Source organism: Paenibacillus sp. FSL H7-0943, assembly GCF_037963265.1.
Lineage (GTDB): Bacteria > Bacillota > Bacilli > Paenibacillales > Paenibacillaceae > Paenibacillus_AQ > Paenibacillus_AQ odorifer.
This window is the reverse complement of record NZ_CP150148.1, coordinates 5795476-5816306: the sequence shown is the minus strand read 5'-3', so window position 1 is coordinate 5816306 and position 20831 is coordinate 5795476. Positions and strand designations below refer to the sequence as shown.

Here is a 20831-nt window from a genome sequence, read left to right as displayed (position 1 = left end):
TCACCTTCATTATAAGAGCAATGTCGCTGGCTAAGGCAATTCAGACATTATTTTTATATAGAAGGGAAGAAAGCTGGTGAGCTTTGGGAAGCAGCTCCCGCCTGCGGACGGGAAATCTTCGAAACATTCTGTAGGTCTGAGATTGAATCTGTTTTTCTTTGGCACTTTTTTTATTTTTTGTATCATTATTGTGCGTCTTGCAGGTTTGCAGTTTACTGAGGGAGCTTTGCTGACAGAAGAAGAGATCAAACGGGATACGAAGTTTGTTCCGCTGGCAGCCATGCGAGGGATTATTTTTGCTGCCGGGGGTGAGCAGATAGCCTATTCTACACCTGTTGAGTCGCTCTATCTTACCCTAAATAAGGAATATACAGCTAAAACTACCGATAAAGTAACGGGTGAAACCTCACTAACGGAAAAAGCGAAAAATAAGTCTAATGACCTTGCAGCAAGATTAGTAGCGGAGTTTGAGAAATATGGAAGTGCAGATGCCCCTAAGTTAACGCAGCAGGACGTGCTGGATTTACTTGATCTGGACTTTAAAAAGTATCTGGGTTATGTACCGCGTCGTATAAAAGCAGGGCTAACTTCAGAAGAAATAGCTTATTTCATGGAACACAAGGATGAATATCCAGGTATTACCATTGTGGAAGAAAGTGTACGCCACTACGATAAAGATACGGTAGCTGTGCAGACGGTGGGTTTTGGTAAACCTTTTAAATCAACCGAAGACATAGCGATGTACAAAAATATTCGTAGTGCAATGAAAGACAATTCTTCACCGGGACTTATGTATAAAACGGAAGAATATGTAGGATTTGATGGTCTGGAAATGCAGTATCAACGCGAACTGCGCGGAGAAAATGGTTATCAGGTCATTTCGGTCACTCCTCAAAATATGGCTGAGAAGGTAGAACAGACCGTTCCCCCTATAAAAGGCAATAACATTTGGATGACCATTAATAAGAATGTTCAGATGAAGACTGAACAGGCCATATTGGATCAGATTAAATGGCTGCATACCAATGCTGTTCAAGGCGAAACTCATCCTGATGCTTTAACAGGTTATGCAGTAGCAATGGAAGTAGAGACTGGGAATATTGTCGCTATGGCGAGTATGCCTGATTACGATTCGAATGTATGGACAAAGGACTCACTGCCTACATCTGTCTGGAATAAAATTATGAATAATCATCTGAATGGTACAATTACCTCGAATTCTTCCGGGAGATCGGGTCATGATTTTAGCTCACTTGTATTCTTGGGATCGACCATTAAACCGTTAAGTGTATTAATTGGTTTAAATGAAGGATTTTTTAACACCTCGAGCACCTATCCCGATGTGGGGATTACCTATTTCGGTAAGGATGATAAATCATCGGTTAGAAATTCATCAGGTCACGTCTATGGAAAATTGTATCCGGCTGATGCTATCAAGCAATCCTCTAACGTATTTATGGTAGATATGGTCGGAAAGCAACTATACAAAAAATACCAGGGGGATAAAGGTGTAGAGGTCTGGGACGAATATATGAAAAAGTTCGGACTGGGTGTGTCAACACAAAGTGGTCTTCCCGGTGAATCACCAGGTCAGATTAACTATACAGATTTCAAGGCTGCAGGGAGCTCACAGGCCGCGCTCGTCTACGCATCTTTTGGCCAGCAAGGCAGTTATACTACATTACAGCTTGCCCAGTATGCTACTACACTTGCAAATGAAGGTGTTCGAATTAAACCGCAGCTTGTAAGTAAGATTACTGATGCGCAAGGTAAGGTGGTTAAGGAATTTAAAAAAGAAGTGCTTAATAGCGTAACCTTTGATAAATCGTTCTGGAGAGAAATCAAACAGGGAATGAGCAGTAAAGTTAGTGCTTTTGACGATTTTCCTTATGATTTTGCCCGTAAGACAGGAACCTCTGAAAAAACGGATAGAAAAAATATAAACCGTGATAACGGGGTCTTTATTGCCTTTGCTCCACGTGAGAATCCGAAGCTGGCTGTAGCGGTTGTGATTCCGGAAGGCGGCTTTGGCTCCAATAGTGCAGCTCCGGTTGCCCGTAAGATTTTTGATGCTTATGATTGGGAATATGGGCTGGATGGGGTTCCGAAGAAGAATATTCCACCTGTGGCAGATCCCGTTCAAGAACAATAAGCTTAAATTAGAGAAAAAGGAGAGAAAAACTGTGAGTTTTTTCCGTAAGCAGGCCTCACCTCCTGACGAGACCAGTAGCAAAAGTTCCATCGGCCTGCGACTCAACGTGTTTTTCTTTAGCACGTTCGTTATATTTTGCGTAATCATCATCCGACTAGCTGTTCTGCAGTTCGTGGAAGGCCCAACTTTAACTGAGGTAGAGACGAGTAGAGATACTAAAAATGTACCGTTAGCTTCCATGAGAGGGGTTATATACGCTGCAGGTGGTGAGAAGCTAGCTTATTCCACACCTGTTCAATCGCTGTATATCACACTCAATAAAGAGTATACGGCTAAGGAAACAGATAAAGTCACCGGTAAAACAACGCTGACCCCAGAGGCTAAGGCCAAGTCTGATGCATTGGCAGCCAAGCTGGTAGCTGATTTCAATAAATATGGGGATCCAAATGCAGAGAAGATGACGGAGAAAGATGTAATTGATGCGTTGGATTTATATTTTCGTAAATCACTTGGCTTTATGGCACGGCGAATTAAGGCTGATCTGACTACTGAAGAAGTTGCTTATTTCATGGAACATAAAGGAGAATATCCGGGGCTTGAGATTGTCGAGGAGAGCATTCGTCATTACGATAAAGATACGGTTGCTGTACAGACGATTGGTTATATCAAACCCTTCAAATCCGCGAACAGTCTTAATATTTATAAAAACATTCTAAGTGCTATGAAAAACAATCCGGAGCCAGGGCTAACGTATAAGGATGATGAATTTGTTGGATTCGATGGGCTGGAGCTGAAATATCAGCGTGAGCTTCGCGGGCAAAACGGCTATCAGGAAATTTCTGTCAATCCACAGAATATGGCGGAGAAAATTGAGCGTGTCGTTCCGCCTGTCAAAGGAAATGACATCTGGACAACGATTAATAAGAACGTTCAGATGAAGACAGAACAGGCGATAACAGATCAGCTCAAATGGTTGCACTCTAATACCGTACAAGGCAGAACGCATCCGAATGCTTTAACGGGATATGCAGTAGCGATGGAAGTAGATACTGGCAATATTGTTGCTATGGCGAGTATGCCTGACTATGATACGAATGTTTGGACAACGGGTTCTTTATCTGCAGATGTCTGGAACAGTATTATGGATAACTATCAGAACGGCACGATAACTCCTATTTCTTCAGGAACCTCAGGGAATGGACTAAGATCTGTATTGCTTCTAGGTTCAACGATTAAACCTTTGAGTGTACTCGTGGGCCTGAATGAAGGGTTGTTTTCAACTTCTTCTTATTATCAGGATAGAGGTTTTGCGACTTTTGGTAAGTCTGGGCATGAAACGAAGGTAAGAAACTCTTCTAACCACGTATATGGTTCTTTGGATCCTGCTAGAGCCATTGAGAAATCCTCGAATGCATTTATGGTCGATATGGTCGGTAAAAGATTGTATGACAAATATAAAAGCAAAGGGATTGACATCTGGGATGTCTATATGAAAGAGTTCGGCCTTGGTGTATCTACGGGAATTGACCTGCCAAATGAATTCTTGGGTCAAAGAAACTATACCAATATAGAAGCTGCTGGTAGTGCGCAGTCCGCACTGGTCTATGCCTCTTTCGGACAACAAGGAAGTTATACAGTAATGCAGCTTGCACAGTATGTTACTACACTTGCTAATGAAGGACAGCGGATTAAACCTCAACTGGTTAGCAAGATTACTGATGCAGATGGAAATATAATCAAAGAATTTAAACGTGAGGTGCTTGATGAAGTAACAAACTTCGATAAGTCCTACTGGAATGAAATTAAGCAGGGGATGCGAAGTGAAGTTAGTGCTTTTTCTGATTTCCCTTATGACTTTGCCCGTAAGACGGGAACCTCTCAGCAAGTAGCTAAGGGTGAAATTCGCGATAATGGGGTATTTATTGCATATGCTCCACGTAATAATCCTAAGTTGGCTGTGGCGGTTGTAATCCCTGAAGGTGGTTTTGGTTCACAAAGTGCGGCACCAGTCGCACGTAAAATATTTGATGCCTATGATTGGGAATATGGCCTTGATGGAGTTCCAAAGAAAAGTCTCCAGTCTGGCAATAATACTAATGATAATGCGAAGGAGGGAGAGACTACAGGTACTGAGTAACTCTGACCCTATGGCTAAGATTTAAAAAATAAACAGCTTCTCAAATGAGAGCATACAAGAATGGAGGGGTGGCAAATGATTGCCAAATACCGCCTGCTTGCATTGGATATGGATGGAACCCTACTGAATGATGAACAGATAATTACACCCACAACGGTGGAATGGATTCAAAAGGCGGTCAACGCAGGCGTTCATGTCTGTCTGTCGACAGGCCGAGCATTTGTAAGTGCCTTACCCTATGCAGAGCAGCTAGGTTTAGAGACACCGATGATCACTGTGAACGGCAGTGAGGTGTGGAGAGCGCCACATGAAATATACCGGAGATCACTAATGGATCCCAAGCTGGTACAAGAAATGTATGATCTTGCAAAAGCAGATGACATCTGGTTCTGGGCTTATTCTCTGGACGAAGTTCTTAAACAGGATAACTGGGATGGCGATGTAACGGGTAGAGAATGGCTTAAGTTCGGTTATCACACTGAAGATGATGAGCTTCGTCATAAGCTGTTGCTTCGTCTTCAAGATATGGGTGGACTGGAGATTACGAACTCTTCTCCGCACAATCTGGAGATTAATCCTCTAGGCGTGAATAAGGCAGCAGGAATAAAGGAAGTCTGCAAGCTGCTGGGAATAGAAATGTCGCAAGTTGTAGCTGTGGGCGACAGCCTTAACGATCTGGCGGCGATCCAGCAGGCTGGGCTTGGGGTTGCCATGGGCAATGCGCAAAAGACGGTTAAACAAGAGGCTGACGTTGTGGTGGCGACCAATAATCAAGACGGGATTGCTGAGGTCATTCAAAAGTATATCTTTACCGAAGCTGCAGCCTCTGTAGGCAGCAAATAATAAAAGCAGTACTGCGAAGTGAATCCATGGAGCATTATGCTAGTAGGAGGTTAAGGAATTGACGATCCTGGGTTGGATTCTTATCATTGTTTTGTTTGCTGTAGGATTGGCAGGGGCTGTGTATCCTATACTGCCGGGTGCGTTAGCGATCTATCTTGCCTTTTTTGTATACGGCTGGTTCTTTTCTTTTGAGCCCTTTGGGGTTTGGTTCTGGATTATTCAAACACTGATCGTTGTAGTTCTTTTTGTTGCTGATTATGTTGTAGGAGCGTGGGGTGTCAAAAAATTTGGCGGCTCACGTTCATCGATTATCGGGAGCACGATCGGGCTGATCTTGGGACCTTTTGTTATTCCAGCTTTTGGTCTTATCATTGGACCATTTCTAGGGGCTTTTATTGGAGAATTGATTGTGGGATCTTCCCCGTCTAAAGCTGCTAAGGTAAGTGTTGGCTCCATACTCGGCTTATTTAGCAGCACCTTGGTCAAAATCGTGTTGCAGGTAATTATGGTCGTCCTCTTTTTTATATGGGTCGCCCGGTTTTAATTTAACAGTGAAGAAGGGGAAAGAGTTTGTCCAAGAAAGAGTCTTTTGTTAAAGGCACGCTTATCCTTGCTGCTGCAGCTTTGGTGGCAAGGGTACTCGGGCTTGTCCAGCGGGTGCCGCTGGAGCATTTATTTAATGATGTTGGTAATGCTTCATTTACGCAGGCAAACACAGTTTATTTGATGTTATTACCGCTGGCTACAGCAGGGATTCCAAGTACATTAAGTAAAATGGTATCTGAGCGTTATGCACTGAATAGGCCAAATGAAGCTCAACAGGTGTATCGGGCGGCATTAATGTTTGGTGTTGTAGTTGGCGTAATTATGAGCGCATTGTTATACATAGGTGCTCCTTATTATGCAGAATATGCAAAAGTTCCTGAAAGTACTTTGGCGATCCGGGCCATAGCTCCGGCACTCCTACTCTTCCCTTCTATAGCAATGATGCGTGGGTACTTTCAAGGGCGGAATAATATGATGGCTGGTGGCATCTCTCAAATTGTGGAGCAGATCGCGAGGGTATCTACAGCTGTTCTTCTGGCATTTGTATTGTTACAAAAAGGGTACGACAACACTTGGATGGCTGCTGGAGCATCATTCGGTAGTGTATTTGGTAGTGTTGGTGCTTTTGGTGTAATGCTCTATTACGCTATGAAATTACGGCGTAGTGAGGGGCAAACTGCGTTATACAAAACGAATGAAGCGAAGCTTCCTCTATTTGGAATTTATAAGGATATATTTAAATTATCCATTCCTATCGTTCTATCTTCAGTTACGGTTCCAGTAGTGAACTTTATTGATACATCTTTAATTGTACCGTTACTGAGTGGACAAGTTGGTGTAGCTGATGCCACACGTGCTTTGGGTATTTTCGGGAGTCGGGCACAGAGTGTCGCCGGGATTCCGCCGGTTCTTTCTATAGCACTGAGCACTTCACTAATACCAATTATTTCAGCTGCATATGCCCGTCGGGATGAAAAACATCTAAAAGGGCAAGTGACGTTAGCACTTCGTATCTCTATTTTAACAGGAGCACCGATTGTTCTATCACTCGTAGTTGCTGCATATTCAGTTAATGGCCTCTTATTCAGTAGTTTAGATGGCAGTGGTATCGTAGCCATGCTTACTTTAGGAACGATCTTTCAGATTACGATGATGACAACGAACTCTATTTTGTTAGGTATGGGCAAATCGCGAATTTCCATGTATTATGTGTTAGCGGGTATTATTGTAAAATTAGTGGCAAGCTTATTACTTAGTAAGGTATTTGGCATCTACGGAATCATCGGTGCAACAGCACTTTGTTTCGTGGTCATTACTTTGCTTAACTTACGTATGCTGAAATCGATTGTGCCTTTTGAAATTATGGGCAAGCGTTGGGGCGGTTTCGTGATTGCGGTACTTGTGTCCGGCGGGATTGGTTATGGCTTGAATGAGGCTGGGATTCTGTTAACAGATCTGATGCCTGCACGTTTGGCGTTTCTGATCACTTGTCTTGTTGTAGGAGCCGCTGTTGTTGTTATTTATCTAGTACTGCTTATTGTGCTGGGCGTGCTGACTAAACAGGAAATCTCCAGTTATCCGCGGGCGCTGCAAAAATTATTGAATCCGCTGATGAAGTTACAGCCTGCACGTGTTCGTATGAGAGAATAGGTTTGACTTCTACACTGCATTTTGCTTCACTTAAAGAGTAGAAAATAGACAGATATTGAAGAAGGGACTGAGTAAATCATGGACAAAATTAGTTCTCCTGCTGAATTTCAGGTAGCCATTCAATCACCTCGATTAACAGTGGCCATCTTCAAGGCTGACTGGTGCTCGGATTGCAAATTTATCGATCCTTTTATCCCAGAGGTAGAGCAGTCTTATGCAGACCGCCTTACACTGGTTGAGGTAGATGTTGATGCCGTGGGCGATGTTAGTCAAGAACAAAATATTATGGGTATTCCAAGCTTCGTCGCATATTCGGATGGACGGGAATTGGTTAGATTCGTTAATAAATTACGCAAATCCCGTGAAGAGATTGAGAATTTCCTTGATAAAGCGGTCCAAGTGCATCAAAGCCTTCAAAAGTAATTCCTAAGGAACCACCGCTTTCGCTTGTTTGTGCAAAGCGGTGGTTTTTTGAAATATAAGTCTGGCTGCTTCTTCATTACTAAAAACTGCGGGTGATATTTTTGACGACAAATCAGTTGAAATGGCTTAGTTATCTTACTTGCCTTATCATGTTCCTCGCTGTACTCGGAGGAGCGGTAGTGACGAAGACTGGATCGGGCTTGGAATGCGGAAATGAATGGCCGCTCTGTCATGGAAAATTAATTCCGGCTTATACTATAGGCTCGATGATTGAATACACCCATCGCTTGTTTAGCGGTTTGGCAGGGTTATTCTCACTTGCCTCGATGTTTGCTTTTTGGCGTTATGCTCGTACGCGGCGCGATTTGCTGGGATATGCATTTATGACCTTAGTATTCGTCATCGTTCAAGGTGGTATGGGAGCGCTTGCAGTAATTAAATCCCAATCCGCTGCTGTAATGGCGTTGCATATGGGTTTTTCTTTGATCGCCTTTTCAAGCGCTATGATGTTGGCTCTTGGAACCAAGAGATGGCATGAAGCACGTGAATATGATCATAAGCTGGAGGCTCAAAAGAAGCCCGTAAGTAAGGCTTTTCGCAATTTAACCTGTTTTACTGCCATCTATTCTTATATTGTCGTGTATATTGGAGCCTTTGTAAGTCATACGGATTCACAAGGCGGGTGTTCGGGTTGGCCGCTTTGTAATGGAGAATGGGTTCCGGAGCTTTCCGGAGGTGTAGGTGTTGTTTTTACGCATCGGATTGCGGCTTTAATCTTATTCATGCTTACTGCGCTGCTTGGGCATTTAGCATTTTGGAAACATAAGGATTATCCAGAGCTTAGAGCGCTAGGTATAGCTGCAGTGCTGTTATGCTTGATGCAGGTATTTAGTGGGGCGGCTGTGGTTTACACTCTAGATAATGAAAGGCTGTACATATTTGCCGCTTTGGCTCATATTTTACTGATTGCCAGTTTGTTTGGTGTCTTATGTTATATGAGTGTAAGAGTCTGGCAGCTAAATCGCGCGAGTAGTGTCGTGTCTGGAAAAAATGTAACGAGCCCAATGATTCCACCGCCTTGGTAGAACATTCCCTCCGTGGATAGAGGTGCTTCACCCGCGGAATAATAAAGTGGAAATCGGTATATCGTGGAGCTGATTGGCCGATGCTTACGTCGCGAGTTTTGTACGAAGCAGTCCATGGAAGCAGACGCTGAACAAAACTTTAGGAGGACTGGGATATGCTGCGGGTATTACTTGGAGAGCCGCCTCGAAAGAACAGCGGTGTGTTGGCTGATGCGATGGAGAATATGGCCACTTTTGCAGCATTGCTGCGCAAGGAAATGAGTGCCCATGAGGATAATGACCATGAATACCGCAAGCTGGAGATTTGGACACGTGGGCTGATTTCCTCTCTGGATGAACTGGAGCAAAGTTGGTTCGCGGCCGCTTTTTACCGGAAATTAGTGATTGCGGGTTATATGGATGATATGACACCGGTGGAACAGGGCGATTATGCACGTTATGTTTATTTTTATAAAGATGGCTTTATCCGGGTTTTCTCTCTTCTGGACAAGCTTGGGACGGTACTGAATCATTTTTATGATCTCAAAACATCCAAATTAAAAACGCACTTTTCTTACTTTACAGTGCTGCGTCAGCTTCAATTATTGAATGTGCATCCTGCATTAGCGGATCAACTGGAAGAGATTAAGAACTCCTACCGCGATCCATTGGAGAATTTACGCAAGCGCAGAAATGCTGAAATTCATTATATGAATTCCGAAATGCAGGATGATTTGTGGCAGCGGCACCAAGGTCTGCATGACAAAATTCAGCTCGAGGATCTGGATAGCCATCTTGAGGATTTAAAACAATCGCTCGAAATGAACTGTAAGACATTAATCGCGGCATTCAGCTACAGCAATGAACAGCTGCGTAAGGAAATAAGCAAGGTAAAGAGCATAAAATCGTAATTGTTCAATATATTTCCTTTTGACAAAAATAGATAAACTCACTATACTTATGCTTGCATTAAAGTATGTACGATTTCAGAAAAAATATAATTTCATAACTTTATCTTATCGAGAGCGGCGGAGGGATAGGCCCGATGAAGCCCGGCAACCGATTTGTATCCAGCGCGGGAAGCGTTGTACAAATGTCATGGTGCTAATTCCTACAATGGCGCAGGTTGCGGTCGTTGGCAGATGAGAAGGCATTGTCTTAATAAACCCACAGAGCCTCTTGCGATCTGCATCGATCGTTGGAGGTTTTTTTGTATAGAATAAGTGAAGTATAAAGGGGGGGCGACGAGAGTTGATTAATCTAAAAGGGATAACAAAGGTTTATGGAAAAGGGAGTAATGCGGCAACAGCACTTTCTGGATTGAATCTGTCCATCGAGAAAGGTGAAATATTCGGAGTCATCGGCCACTCTGGAGCCGGGAAAAGTACATTGATCCGTTGCATTAATCTGTTGGAACGTCCGACAGAAGGAGAGGTCTGGGTAGACGGTGTTGAGCTAACCAGTCTTAACCAAGGTCAGCTGCAGGAACAGCGGCGCAAGATTGGGATGATTTTTCAACATTTCAATTTGCTGTCTTCAGCGACCGTGTACGATAATATTGCCTTTCCACTGCGCCTTGCAGGTACGTCGAGAACAGCTATTGATACAAAAGTCAAAGACCTGCTCGCTCTAGTTGGGCTTGAAGAACATAAAGATAAGTTTCCTTCTCAGTTATCTGGAGGACAAAAGCAGCGGGTCGGCATCGCCCGGGCACTAGCCAGTGACCCTGATGTGCTGCTGTGTGACGAGGCCACTTCTGCGCTTGATCCCCAGACAACAGATTCCATTCTTAAGCTGCTGCTCGATATTAATAAAAGATTCCATTTGACCATTGTGCTGATCACACATGAAATGCATGTAATCCAGAGCATCTGCGACCGTGTCGCGGTCATTCATGGTGGTGGGATTGTTGAGCAAGGCAAAGTTACAGAGGTATTTCTCAAGCCGCAGCATGAGGTTACACGCGATTTCATCCGCAGTGAGACACAGAATGAAGGACCTCTTCGAGTGGCGCTTGATGCTGCTGCCGGGGATAACTCTCAAGCTGTCAAAATTACTTTTTTCGGAGAAAAAACTTACGGCTCGGCACTATCCGATGTCGTGCGTGATACGGGTGTAAGCTTTGCAATCTTACATGGTACCATTTCAACGATTAAAGATGTGCCTTATGGACAGATGATTGTGCGGTTCGAAGGGCCAGCTGAGGCGATTGCTGTAACGATCTCCAGGCTAATTGCTCAAGGCCTTGATGTGGAGGTGATTTCGTAATGAATTTTGCAGATCTAAATTGGCAAGAAATGATGGATGCTACGGTTGCTACTATAAAAATGATATTTTTTTCCGGATTGTTCACAATTATTCTTGGTTTACCACTCGGAATTCTATTGTATTTATGGGGGAAATCGAATAGTATAGTAATCAGAGTAACTTACTCGGTCTTATCATTACTTGTAAATATTCTACGTTCCGTACCCTTTATCATTTTGATGGTGGCTCTAATTCCTTTCAGCAAAGCCGTTGTTGGAACCTCCATTGGTGTACTCGGTACGATTCCACCTCTGGTGATTGGTGCAGCTCCGTTTTTTGCCCGCTTGGTAGAGACGTCGTTAAGAGAGGTAGACCGCGGAGTCATCGAAGCCGCACAAGGTATGGGAGCATCGACGAACCAAATCGTTATGCGTGTTCTTTTGCCAGAAGCTCGTCCAGGTCTGCTCGCTGGAGTTACGATCACACTGGTTACACTGGTCTCCTATACAGCAATGGCTGGTATGGTTGGGGGCGGCGGATTAGGTGACTTGGCGATTCGTTACGGCTACCACCGCTATGAGACGGAGATTATGATTGTTTCTATAATATTTATTGTCGTACTGGTGCAATTGCTACAAATGGCCGGTGACCGACTCGTAAAACATTACACACGGAAATAAGGTACATCCATATATATCCTTATTCAATACAAAATATAGATTAGAGGGGGATTTACAATGAAAAAAGTACTACTTACATTTTTTAGCCTGACACTGGTTGCGGTGCTTGCGGCTTGCGGTAACAACAATGCATCTAATAATGCTGGGAGCTCGGCTGCTACAACAGCACCAAACGCAGAAGCAACAAGTGAACCTACTAAAGATCCAGTAAAATTGGTGATTGGTGCCTCACCTGTTCCTCATGCTGAAATTTTGAAGGCTATTGCTCCATTGCTTGAAAAAGATGGAATTACACTTGAAATCAAAGAATTCACTGACTATATTCAACCTAACGTACAGCTTGATGAGAAGGAGTTAGACGCTAACTTTTTCCAACACCAACCGTATCTGGATGACCAAAACAAAAATAATAAAACCGACCTGGTCTCTGTTGCATCCGTTCACGTTGAACCTTTTGGAGCTTATTCCAAAAAAATCAAATCGATCGATGAGTTGGCTGATGGTGCAAAAGTTGCCATTCCGAACGATGCTACTAACGGTGGCCGTGCACTAATCCTACTTGCAAAAAATGGTCTGATTACCTTGAAAGATGATACAAACATTGCTGCAACAAAAGCAGATATCACTGAAAACAAGAAAAATCTCGACATCATTGAGTTGGAAGCTGCTATGCTCCCACGTCAACTGGATGAGGTAGACCTTGCTTTGATCAACACGAACTTTGCACTAGACGCTGGTCTTGTGCCAACTAAAGATGCATTGTTCATCGAGGGTGTAGATTCCCCTTATGCTAACATTTTGGTAACCCGTCAAGACAATAAAGATTCCGAAGCCATCAAAAAGCTGGTTGCTGCCCTGAATTCTCCAGAAGCTAAAGCTTTCATTGAAGAAAAGTACGAAGGTGCGATCATTCCAGCGTTTTAAGGAATGAAGCTAAATTCGTCTATAGTCATAACAAGAACCCGCAGCCAAGTTGGCTTGCGGGTTTTATGTTCTAAGGTTGTGAGAGAATGTTAAATCCTCTATAATAAGAAAATCCCGATCTCCTATACAGGAGAATCGGGAGGGTTATTGAACGGGATTTAGAATACTTGAACTACTTCTTCAACGCCTTCTACTTCTTCAAGGAGGGCGCGTTCAATCCCGGCTTTCAAGGTGATCGTGGAGCTTGGGCAGCTGCCGCAGGCACCCATAAGTTTCAACTTAACGATGCCGTCTTCCACATCGACCAGTTCTACGTCACCGCCATCGCGCTGCAGGAACGGACGAAGCTTATCCAGCACTTCTAGTACTTCATCATACATTTCGGTGCTTTGTGCATTCTCACTCATTTCTCAATCACTCCTTTCGTAAGTTCATTATAGTACAAAAAGTTAAAAAATAAAATGGTTAGGCGGAATAGGGAGATCATCATGAGACCAATTATTGAATTTTGTTCCAGCAACATGGGTCACGGAACAGACAAGCTAATGCATAAGCTGGAGGAAAATCCAGATTATGATGTTATTGAATACGGATGTCTGAACAATTGTGGAGAGTGTTATTTAATGCCTTTCGCCATGGTTGAAGGTGACATTATTGCAGCAGACACTGTTGCAGAGCTAGAAGAGAAAATTGAGGCCAAGATCAAAGAGCTTGAGGCTTGGTTTAATATAGATCTTGACTAAATTTCTCGAGAAAAAAAGAGGGAGCACTCCATAATCTAAATTATGGAGTGCTCCCTCTTTTTGGAACCTTACTTGAACAAAATCCACCAATTTGATCGATTAGGCAACATATTGGAGAGTGCAGGGGCTACCGTGAAGGTGCCACCGGACTCAGGCGACCTTATATTGGGTGTTTTCCTACATTTGGATTGCTATCGGACCCCATAGTCACTATTCACCTGAAAAACAGCATAAATGAACCTTATTATTAGCAATAACTTCACTGGAGTCCGAAACTCTCCTTCATAGGCTGAAAATTTGCGAATAAGGTCATCTGAGTCCGAAGGGTATACGCACCAATAACGTAAGGAAGCTACTCTCGTGTTTATCTGAGAGTAGCTTCCTTTAATACTTATGAACCAATCATAGGCTTATCCTAAAGTGCGTTTCGACATCCAGAGCACTCCGCTCTTGAGGATGCGGGGAACCCGTCCTTTGACGGAGCGTTGTCCCATAAGTCCGAATCCTGCTTTTTTTCCTAGTGACCCTAAAGTACCCTTCAGGCGAATAGGATGAAGCTTAGGAGTCTCACCGCGCCAGGTCGCTTGGATAACCTGAGCTACCTGCTCACCCTGTGCTCCAGCGGCTTGTGCGCTTGGTGCAAATGGCAGACTGGCACAGTCACCAATCACATATACCTCCGGATAATCCGGTATACGATAATACTCATCCAGCATAATCCGTCCACCGCGGTCCTTCGACACATTCAAATCTTGAACTACTTTTACAGGTTGAATCCCTGCGGTCCATACTGTCACATCTGAAAGGATTTCCTCGGTACCGTTAAAAATCGAATCCTTCTCTACATGAGATACAGAGATTCGTCCCAGCGTTTGCACCTGATGGTGATGAAACCATTCCTCTACGTACTGTGACAGCTTTGCCGGAAAGGCAGACAAAACACGTTCACCGCGATCCAGAATAGCAATGTTAAGGTCTGGACGGCTCTCCCGAAGCTCTGCAGCTAATTCAACACCGCTTAATCCTCCACCTACGATGTTTATCGTTCCGTAAGGCTTCACATCATTTAAACGGCGGTAGGTTTCCCGAGTACCAGCAAAGGTCTGGATGCTGCAGGTATATTGATCAGCACCAGGGATGTTGTGGTAATTGTCGGTACAGCCAAGAGCAATGGCTAGGAGATCATAAGATACAATCTCACCGGATTCCATACTGACTATTTTGCTCTCCAAATCAATGGAACTCACTTCACCGTACCGGACAGTAAGCCGGGGGTGAACCGGAAAATGAATGCGCAGGTGATAATCAGTTACGGTACCTGCGGCGAGCGCATAATATTCCGTTTTGATTCCTTGATATGGCATTCGGTCAATTAAGATAATTTCAACATCATGAGGAAGATGATTATTGAGTAATTCTTGAATTAAGGCTAGGCCGCCGTAGCCACCGCCAAGAACGAGTATTGTTCTCATGCTGACCGAACTTCCTTTCCAATATGGGATAACAAATCTCAGGTAGTCTTCTTATTCGTATACCTTAACTTCATTATAGAAAGTGTCACGTTCGACAGGAATTCGTCCAGCACCTTTCACTAGCCAGATCAATTCGTCGCGAGTCAGACCTTCCGGTGTTAAGGCGCCAGCCGCGTGGCTGATACGTTCTTTTAAAATTGTGCCATGCACATCTGATGCACCGAAGTTCAGCGCAACTTGAGTAAGCTGAGGGCCAATGTTAATGAAGTACGCTTTGATGTGATCGAAATTGTCCAACATCAATCTGCTGATCGCAATGGTCTTCAGATCCTCATAAGCAGAGTTGCGGCGCATGATGCCAGCGTTTTTATTCTTAGGCTGCATGGACAATGGAATGAATACCATAAAGCCATTGGTTTCGTCCTGCAAATCACGGATTTGCATCATATGGCGGATACGGTCTTCATGAGATTCAATGGAGCCGTACAGCATAGTGGTATGGGTCTTCATCCCAAGCTGATGTGCTGTCCGATGGACTTCCAGATATTCTTCCACATTAGCTTTGTCTACACGCATTTTTTTACGATATTGGTCGGATAATATTTCTGCACCACCACCGGTGAGTGTTTTCAGTCCAGCAGCACGCAATTGTTCCAGTACCTCACGAATACTCAAACCGCTAATACGGGTGAAAAAATCAATTTCAGCGGCAGTGTAGGCTTTTAAGGTAACCTCAGGGAAACGTTCGTTCAAAGCTTTTAAAGAATCCACATAATATTGGAAGGGAACCTTGTCGTTATGGCCACCAACAATATGGAATTCGCGTACGCCTGGGTGGATATGCTGTTCGACATATTGCACCATTTCCTGACCGGAAAGGGTATAGGCTCCCTCTTCTCCATCATCTTTGCGGAAATTGCAGAATGCACAGTGCGATTCGCAAACATTGGTGAAATATAGACTCATGTTTTCGATAAAATATACCCGATTGTGATTCTTGGCGATATTGACTTCATTCGCTAGCTGGCCAATGGTAAGTAAATCGTTGCTTTGATATAAATAAACGCCATCTTCCAAATTCAATCTTTCGCCGCTGCGAACCTTATCAATAATGTTCGCCATTCGGGCATCCGTGTGGGGGGTAAAAAGAGTAGACATATTATGATTTCCTCCTGAAAGTTTACGAGCAGATTGCTCGAAGATAAATTCCAGACGTACCCAAGTGGTAGCTGTTCATTCTAAAAAAGAAAGAGGCGAGCTTGCCTCCGTGACAAATTTCCGAATTTTTACTTAGAGTGCCTTCCCTATTATAAACCTACTCTCCTAAGGGTATCAACAGCTTGATATTGATGGTGTTTTTTGCTGTGAAGGGTCATGCCGAAGGCAGTTGTGACTTGAGGGTAACGGAATAGTCGGTTATACTGAATTTATCAAGCATAAACGTCATTGGCATCCTTATAAAGTTGATAAGCGTTTAAGCGAGAAATATAAGACATAAAGAATAGGTGCAACACTTATACTTTCTTATATTTTTAAGAAATAACTTTTGGCCGGAAGGTCCCTTAAACATAAGTTTCCGCTTATGAAGGGAGACGAATTTGTAGGAGGATGAGATCATGATTAATATTAGTGAAAAGGCAGCAGAACAATTAAAGGCGATGCTTGCTGAACAAGAAGTACCGAACATGTTCCTCCGTATTGGAGTAACGCCCGGCGGTTGCAGTGGATTCTCGTACGCTATGGGCTTTGATGATAATGAAACCGATCAGGACGTATATATGGACATTCAAGCCATGAAAGTGGTTGTGGAGAAGGAGAACCTTCGTTACCTGGACGGCCTCGAAATCGACTTTGAAGAATCCGGTATGACGGGTGGTTTCACCATCAACAACCCTAACGCTACTGCAACTTGCGGCTGCGGTTCAAGCTTCCGTACAGCTACGGATGCAGGGAAACCTAACGAAGAGCCTTGCTAATCACAGCAATCACGGCTCCAAGCCCCGTGTTGGATTCTAACAACACAGGCTTGGAGTTTTTTTTATTCTCAATGACAAAAATCATCACAAGGAGTTCGGAAATGGAAATGGAAATCAGAAAATTAAAAGCTGGTGAACAGCCTCCATTAGAATTACTTCTATTAGCAGATCCTTCGGAGAGCTTAGTTAACGGATATTTACAAAGAGGGTTATGTTGTGTGGCTGAGGTGGATAACAGCATCATCGGAGTCTACGTTGTGCTGCAGACAAGACTGGAGACTGTAGAAATCGTAAATATCGCCGTCGACGAAAATAAACACGGGCAAGGAATAGGTAAGCAGCTGCTGAACCATGCGATTCAGAATGCCAAGCAGCTTGGGGCAAAAACCATTGAAATTGGCACAGGAAATTCGAGTGTTGGACAATTGGCACTTTATCAGAAATGTGGATTCAGAATCACCGGCATTGATAGAGATTTTTTTATTAGGCATTACAGTGAAGAAATCTTTGAAAATGGGATTCAAGTCATAGATATGATACGCCTGTCGCTGGATTTATGAGTAATAGGGGAGTTTCTCAGAAGTCATTTAATGGGCGCTGGGGTAGTTCTTTATTCTTTTACATAGGAAGCAAACGATATATCGCTAATCATGTATCGCAAGCCAGGTATCGGACACAGAGGACCCTAAACGCCGCATTTTCCCATATTTGTGGTGCCAACGGACTGCATTGCCGCTATTGCTATGAAAATCAGTAAATATGAAGCTCTTTCTAAGCGATAGTGTCACTGGAGTCCGAAACCACGCCTCAAAGGTTGAAAATCTGCAAATAACGTCATCTGGGTCCGAAATGCTCATGGGTTAACGACACTGTTGAAGCAGATAGCTATTGTTTAAAAACACAGAGCAGCGATTCTCCACATAACTGGAGAATCGCTGCTCTGTGTTTTTTTTGCGAGGGTCGGACCGTCTGTGCATAGAAGTAAGCTGTTTATAGGCAGTCCCCTGCGTACATTAGGCTGGAATAATAAACTTGTAATTAATCATAAATACGATGAGCGCTGCAGCTCCAAGGGAGAAGGCGATACAGCCCGTACCCAGTGCTCTGCGTTTGTCTTTAATAAATTTAAAGCCAATGGCGCAGATCAGTATAGTCGTTCCAGCCAATACAATGGACATCCCAAGCATAGCCACCCAATATAAAACCTCAAAAAACTGTGCCATTCTGAGCCCTCCCCGCGCTGTGCTTTTTAGTGATTCTGTTAGTACTCACTATAATAGTAGAAATTGAAAATGTAACCGCTATTAATAATACAACGATTTTGAAGATTATTCTAGTTATAGTGAACTCATCCATTAAGATATTGATGTCGAATTTCTTGAGAACTGAATCTACAAAATCCGCGGTTGTACCCTGTCGCTGTCGACTGATGCTGTGCTAAACACTAAGCCCTTTTTGCTAAGAGCGGCATCTTACACGGACAATCATACAAGAGGGCGAGACCTTCTCTGAGTAATGTATAGGGTAGGCTGGATTGTGAAGGGAGGGAAAGGACGATGGCAGGAAGACAATTGGCCAGTAAGTGGCTGAAGACAGAGGCGTTGCTGACCGACGCTCGGGTTGCACCCTATATCCCAATGACGAGGGGGTACAGGGCAGAAACGCTCCTGGCAATGCTTCGTAGATATGGAAATGTTGTCATTAAACCTATTGTGGGTGGCGGAGGTTACGGTGTAATCAAAGTTTTTCGGGATAGTCGCGGTTATGGATTCACCTATATGGACAGAACTCGAATTTACAAGGATTTTGGATCCATGAGACGTGCGCTTAATACTGTGAAGGCAAGACGCAGATATTTGATTCAACAAGGGATTTCCCTTGCGAGAATCGGTGGACGGCCTATTGATTATCGGGTCAAAGTAGTTAAGAATGGTGAGGTTTGGGAATTTCGCTCCATGGTAGGGAGATTGGCTCGGCCAGGTCTGTTCGTAACCAATCTTTGTAAAGGGGGAACGATGCTATCATGTCGTGAAGGACTTCGTAGATCGTTGCCGCGGATTAAAGCTTCAGCGAAGAAAGCAGAAATGCGGAGACTAACCCATGTATGTATCGGAATTATGGAACGGCATTTTCCGGGAATAGGTGAGCTGGGCTTTGATTATGCTGTAGATTATTCGGGGAAAATATGGATTTTGGAGGTTAATACAAGACCTCAATAAATTAACAATTATTTTAAGAATTGACGATAATAGAGTAGTAAGATAAAATTGCGTTTAGTTGCGTTCTTTTGGGGTAAATAACATTGTAATTTATTTACAATAAAAATATATTTTTTGCTTTATACAAGTGGTTCAATCCTGTGTATAACTATTATCCCCATAGTCCACTGTGTAGCTAGTACCTTTATAACGCTTACACACATTTTATACACAGGATTTCCACATGTACTTGTGGATAACGCGAACGCTTGTTCGAAAAATGATAGTTTGATATGATAGATTCAGATCCAAATAAAGGAAAGGTAGATGAAGTTTATGGTTGAATTGTCGGATGAGATGCTGCTTGACTCTTACCATAGAGCAATAGAGCTGCAACTAGAGCATGATTTCATCGCTCTTCTACTCGTTGAAATTCGCAAACGAAACTTACACTCTCCAGTACATGCGGTTCTTCATTAAAAAAGCGCAAAGGATAACTTTGTAGCAGGCTACATATATAAAACCGCGAGGCACAAACAAACATAAAAGGGTATCCTCACAGGCTGTTATCAACAGGCCTGTAAGAATACCCTTTTTTATTGTGTTAATAGATTTAGAGTTTCATATTACTGCTGTGACCCGGTGATAGCTTCGCTTCTGGATCAATGTACACCTTAGCATTATTCACAGCCGTTGGAGCTTCGCCAAATCCTACAGCAATCAGCTTCAGCTTACCAGGGTAAGTTGTGATATCGCCGGCAGCAAATATGCCTGGAATGCTTGTTTCCATACGCGAGTCAACAACAATGGAGTTCCCTTCAATATCAATACCCCATTCGGCAATAGGACCTAGGGAAGAGATGAATCCGAAGTTAACAATAACGCTGTCCACTTCAATTTCTTGAGTTTCTTTGGTCTTGATATTTGACAATGTAACCTTGGTAATGAACTCATCACCATGCAGCTCTGTAATTTCAGTAGGGGTAACTACGTTAACCTTGGAAGCCATCAGGTTCTCAACGCTATGTTCATGCGCACGGAATTTATCCCGGCGGTGAATCAGGGTTACCTGTTCAGCGATGGGTTCCAGCATGAGCGCCCAGTCAACTGCAGAGTCACCGCCACCGCTGATCAGAACTTTTTTATCTTTAAAGGCATTTAGATCATTTACAAAATAATGGAGGTTTGCTTTTTCAAAACGTCCAGCGTTGGGTAATTCCAAACGACGAGGTTCAAATGCACCTACACCAGCTGTAATGATGATCGCCTTACTGTGGTATTCGGCTACATCGGTTGTAACCACAAAATGACGTTCGTCCCGTTTTTGAACAGAAATCACTTTCTCCTCCAGCCGGATATTGGATTGGAACATATCCATTTGCCGAGACAGGTTGTCGACCAATTCTTGTGCTGTTACTTTTGGAAAACCTGCCACATCATAAATGTATTTTTCTGGATAAAGGGCAGCAAGTTGTCCCCCCAATTGGGGCATACTTTCAATAAGGGTTACTGATGCCTGACGCATTCCGCCGTAAAATGCGGCAAACATGCCAGCTGGCCCGCCACCTATGATTAAAAGGTCGCTCATAGGAACGCTGGATTGCTCTTGGGTCACGGGATATTACACCTCCGAGTTGATATATTCATTTTGCCATACTTGTGTACCTACTTATTATAATCATTGTGACACATACCTGCAAAGAAAGACTTTAGAAGTCAATAAAAGTGTGACGTTTTTTAGTATTTTAATGTTTGATTAATGCTACACTAAGGTTT

The 20831-nt window shown here is 43.4% G+C and carries 21 protein-coding genes and 1 riboswitch; of the genes, 16 read left to right on the top strand and 5 right to left on the bottom strand.

Annotated features, from left to right (window positions below):
* Positions 1-76: 76 nt before the first annotated feature.
* The 11 genes from NSQ55_RS25420 to NSQ55_RS25370 all read left to right on the top strand — a co-directional run bounded on the left by NSQ55_RS25420 (position 77) and on the right by NSQ55_RS25370 (position 12666).
* On the top strand, positions 77-2152 hold the full coding sequence (locus NSQ55_RS25420; RefSeq protein ID WP_254857062.1) for a penicillin-binding transpeptidase domain-containing protein: 2076 nt from the start codon (positions 77-79) through the stop codon (positions 2150-2152).
* Between the two features lie 31 nt (positions 2153-2183).
* Complete coding sequence (locus NSQ55_RS25415) at positions 2184-4289, top strand: penicillin-binding transpeptidase domain-containing protein (RefSeq protein ID WP_076308837.1); 2106 nt, start codon at positions 2184-2186, stop codon at positions 4287-4289.
* Between the two features lie 75 nt (positions 4290-4364).
* Positions 4365-5132, top strand: a complete 768-nt coding sequence (locus NSQ55_RS25410; RefSeq protein ID WP_036685270.1) for a Cof-type HAD-IIB family hydrolase — start codon at positions 4365-4367, stop codon at positions 5130-5132.
* 58 nt (positions 5133-5190) lie between these two features.
* Complete coding sequence (locus NSQ55_RS25405) at positions 5191-5676, top strand: DUF456 family protein (RefSeq protein WP_038573189.1); 486 nt, start codon at positions 5191-5193, stop codon at positions 5674-5676.
* A 26-nt stretch (positions 5677-5702) separates the two neighbouring features.
* Positions 5703-7328, top strand: coding sequence for a polysaccharide biosynthesis protein (locus tag NSQ55_RS25400; RefSeq protein WP_339169685.1), 1626 nt, complete (start codon positions 5703-5705; stop codon positions 7326-7328).
* Between the two features lie 78 nt (positions 7329-7406).
* Entirely contained in the window at positions 7407-7751 is a 345-nt protein-coding gene (locus NSQ55_RS25395) for a thioredoxin family protein (RefSeq protein WP_076127982.1), read from the top strand.
* A 101-nt stretch (positions 7752-7852) separates the two neighbouring features.
* Positions 7853-8836, top strand: coding sequence for a heme A synthase (locus tag NSQ55_RS25390; protein ID WP_076184763.1), 984 nt, complete (start codon positions 7853-7855; stop codon positions 8834-8836).
* 155 nt (positions 8837-8991) lie between these two features.
* Positions 8992-9726: a Cthe_2314 family HEPN domain-containing protein gene (locus NSQ55_RS25385; RefSeq protein ID WP_076127978.1), complete on the top strand. Its 735-nt coding sequence runs from the start codon at positions 8992-8994 to the stop codon at positions 9724-9726.
* A 102-nt stretch (positions 9727-9828) separates the two neighbouring features.
* Positions 9829-9964: riboswitch (SAM riboswitch) on the top strand.
* 102 nt (positions 9965-10066) lie between these two features.
* Positions 10067-11083, top strand: a complete 1017-nt coding sequence (locus NSQ55_RS25380; RefSeq protein ID WP_076127976.1) for a methionine ABC transporter ATP-binding protein — start codon at positions 10067-10069, stop codon at positions 11081-11083.
* On the top strand, positions 11083-11742 hold the full coding sequence (locus NSQ55_RS25375) for a methionine ABC transporter permease (RefSeq protein ID WP_076099375.1): 660 nt from the start codon (positions 11083-11085) through the stop codon (positions 11740-11742). Before NSQ55_RS25380 ends, NSQ55_RS25375 begins: the two co-directional genes overlap by 1 nt.
* A 57-nt stretch (positions 11743-11799) precedes the next feature.
* A complete protein-coding gene (locus NSQ55_RS25370; protein ID WP_036685252.1) occupies positions 11800-12666 on the top strand; it encodes a MetQ/NlpA family ABC transporter substrate-binding protein in 867 nt (288 codons plus the stop codon).
* Positions 12667-12824: 158 nt separating this feature from the next.
* Here the strand turns inward: NSQ55_RS25370 and NSQ55_RS25365 are convergent, their stop codons facing one another.
* A complete protein-coding gene (locus NSQ55_RS25365) occupies positions 12825-13073 on the bottom strand; it encodes a NifU family protein (RefSeq protein ID WP_036685249.1) in 249 nt (82 codons plus the stop codon).
* Between the two features lie 81 nt (positions 13074-13154).
* Here NSQ55_RS25365 and NSQ55_RS25360 point away from each other — a divergent pair, with 81 nt between their 5' ends.
* Positions 13155-13409, top strand: a complete 255-nt coding sequence (locus NSQ55_RS25360; protein ID WP_036685247.1) for a YuzB family protein — start codon at positions 13155-13157, stop codon at positions 13407-13409.
* A 410-nt stretch (positions 13410-13819) separates the two neighbouring features.
* On the opposite strand, the gene NSQ55_RS25355 is transcribed toward NSQ55_RS25360, so the two are convergent.
* On the bottom strand, positions 13820-14881 hold the full coding sequence (locus NSQ55_RS25355; RefSeq protein WP_076099373.1) for an NAD(P)/FAD-dependent oxidoreductase: 1062 nt from the start codon (positions 14879-14881) through the stop codon (positions 13820-13822).
* Positions 14882-14932: 51 nt separating this feature from the next.
* Complete coding sequence (mqnE, locus tag NSQ55_RS25350; RefSeq protein ID WP_036685236.1) at positions 14933-16039, bottom strand: aminofutalosine synthase MqnE; 1107 nt, start codon at positions 16037-16039, stop codon at positions 14933-14935.
* Between the two features lie 458 nt (positions 16040-16497).
* Here mqnE and NSQ55_RS25345 point away from each other — a divergent pair, with 458 nt between their 5' ends.
* Positions 16498-16857, top strand: coding sequence for an iron-sulfur cluster assembly accessory protein (locus NSQ55_RS25345; RefSeq protein ID WP_076184761.1), 360 nt, complete (start codon positions 16498-16500; stop codon positions 16855-16857).
* A gap of 107 nt (positions 16858-16964) precedes the next feature.
* A complete protein-coding gene (locus tag NSQ55_RS25340; protein ID WP_312149031.1) occupies positions 16965-17417 on the top strand; it encodes a GNAT family N-acetyltransferase in 453 nt (150 codons plus the stop codon).
* Between the two features lie 453 nt (positions 17418-17870).
* On the opposite strand, the gene NSQ55_RS25335 is transcribed toward NSQ55_RS25340, so the two are convergent.
* Entirely contained in the window at positions 17871-18080 is a 210-nt protein-coding gene (locus NSQ55_RS25335) for a hypothetical protein (protein ID WP_036685233.1), read from the bottom strand.
* Between the two features lie 333 nt (positions 18081-18413).
* On the opposite strand from NSQ55_RS25335, the gene NSQ55_RS25330 reads away from it, so the two are divergent.
* Both NSQ55_RS25330 and sda read left to right on the top strand, forming a co-directional pair.
* Positions 18414-19076, top strand: a complete 663-nt coding sequence (locus tag NSQ55_RS25330; RefSeq protein WP_076127972.1) for a YheC/YheD family protein — start codon at positions 18414-18416, stop codon at positions 19074-19076.
* A 315-nt stretch (positions 19077-19391) separates the two neighbouring features.
* Positions 19392-19535 carry a sporulation histidine kinase inhibitor Sda gene (gene sda, locus NSQ55_RS25325; RefSeq protein ID WP_036685584.1) on the top strand — a complete coding sequence of 48 codons (144 nt, stop codon included), beginning with the start codon at positions 19392-19394 and terminating at the stop codon, positions 19533-19535.
* Positions 19536-19668: 133 nt separating this feature from the next.
* On the opposite strand, the gene NSQ55_RS25320 is transcribed toward sda, so the two are convergent.
* Positions 19669-20643, bottom strand: coding sequence for an NAD(P)/FAD-dependent oxidoreductase (locus NSQ55_RS25320; protein WP_076128050.1), 975 nt, complete (start codon positions 20641-20643; stop codon positions 19669-19671).
* Between the last annotated feature and the right edge of the window lie 188 nt (positions 20644-20831).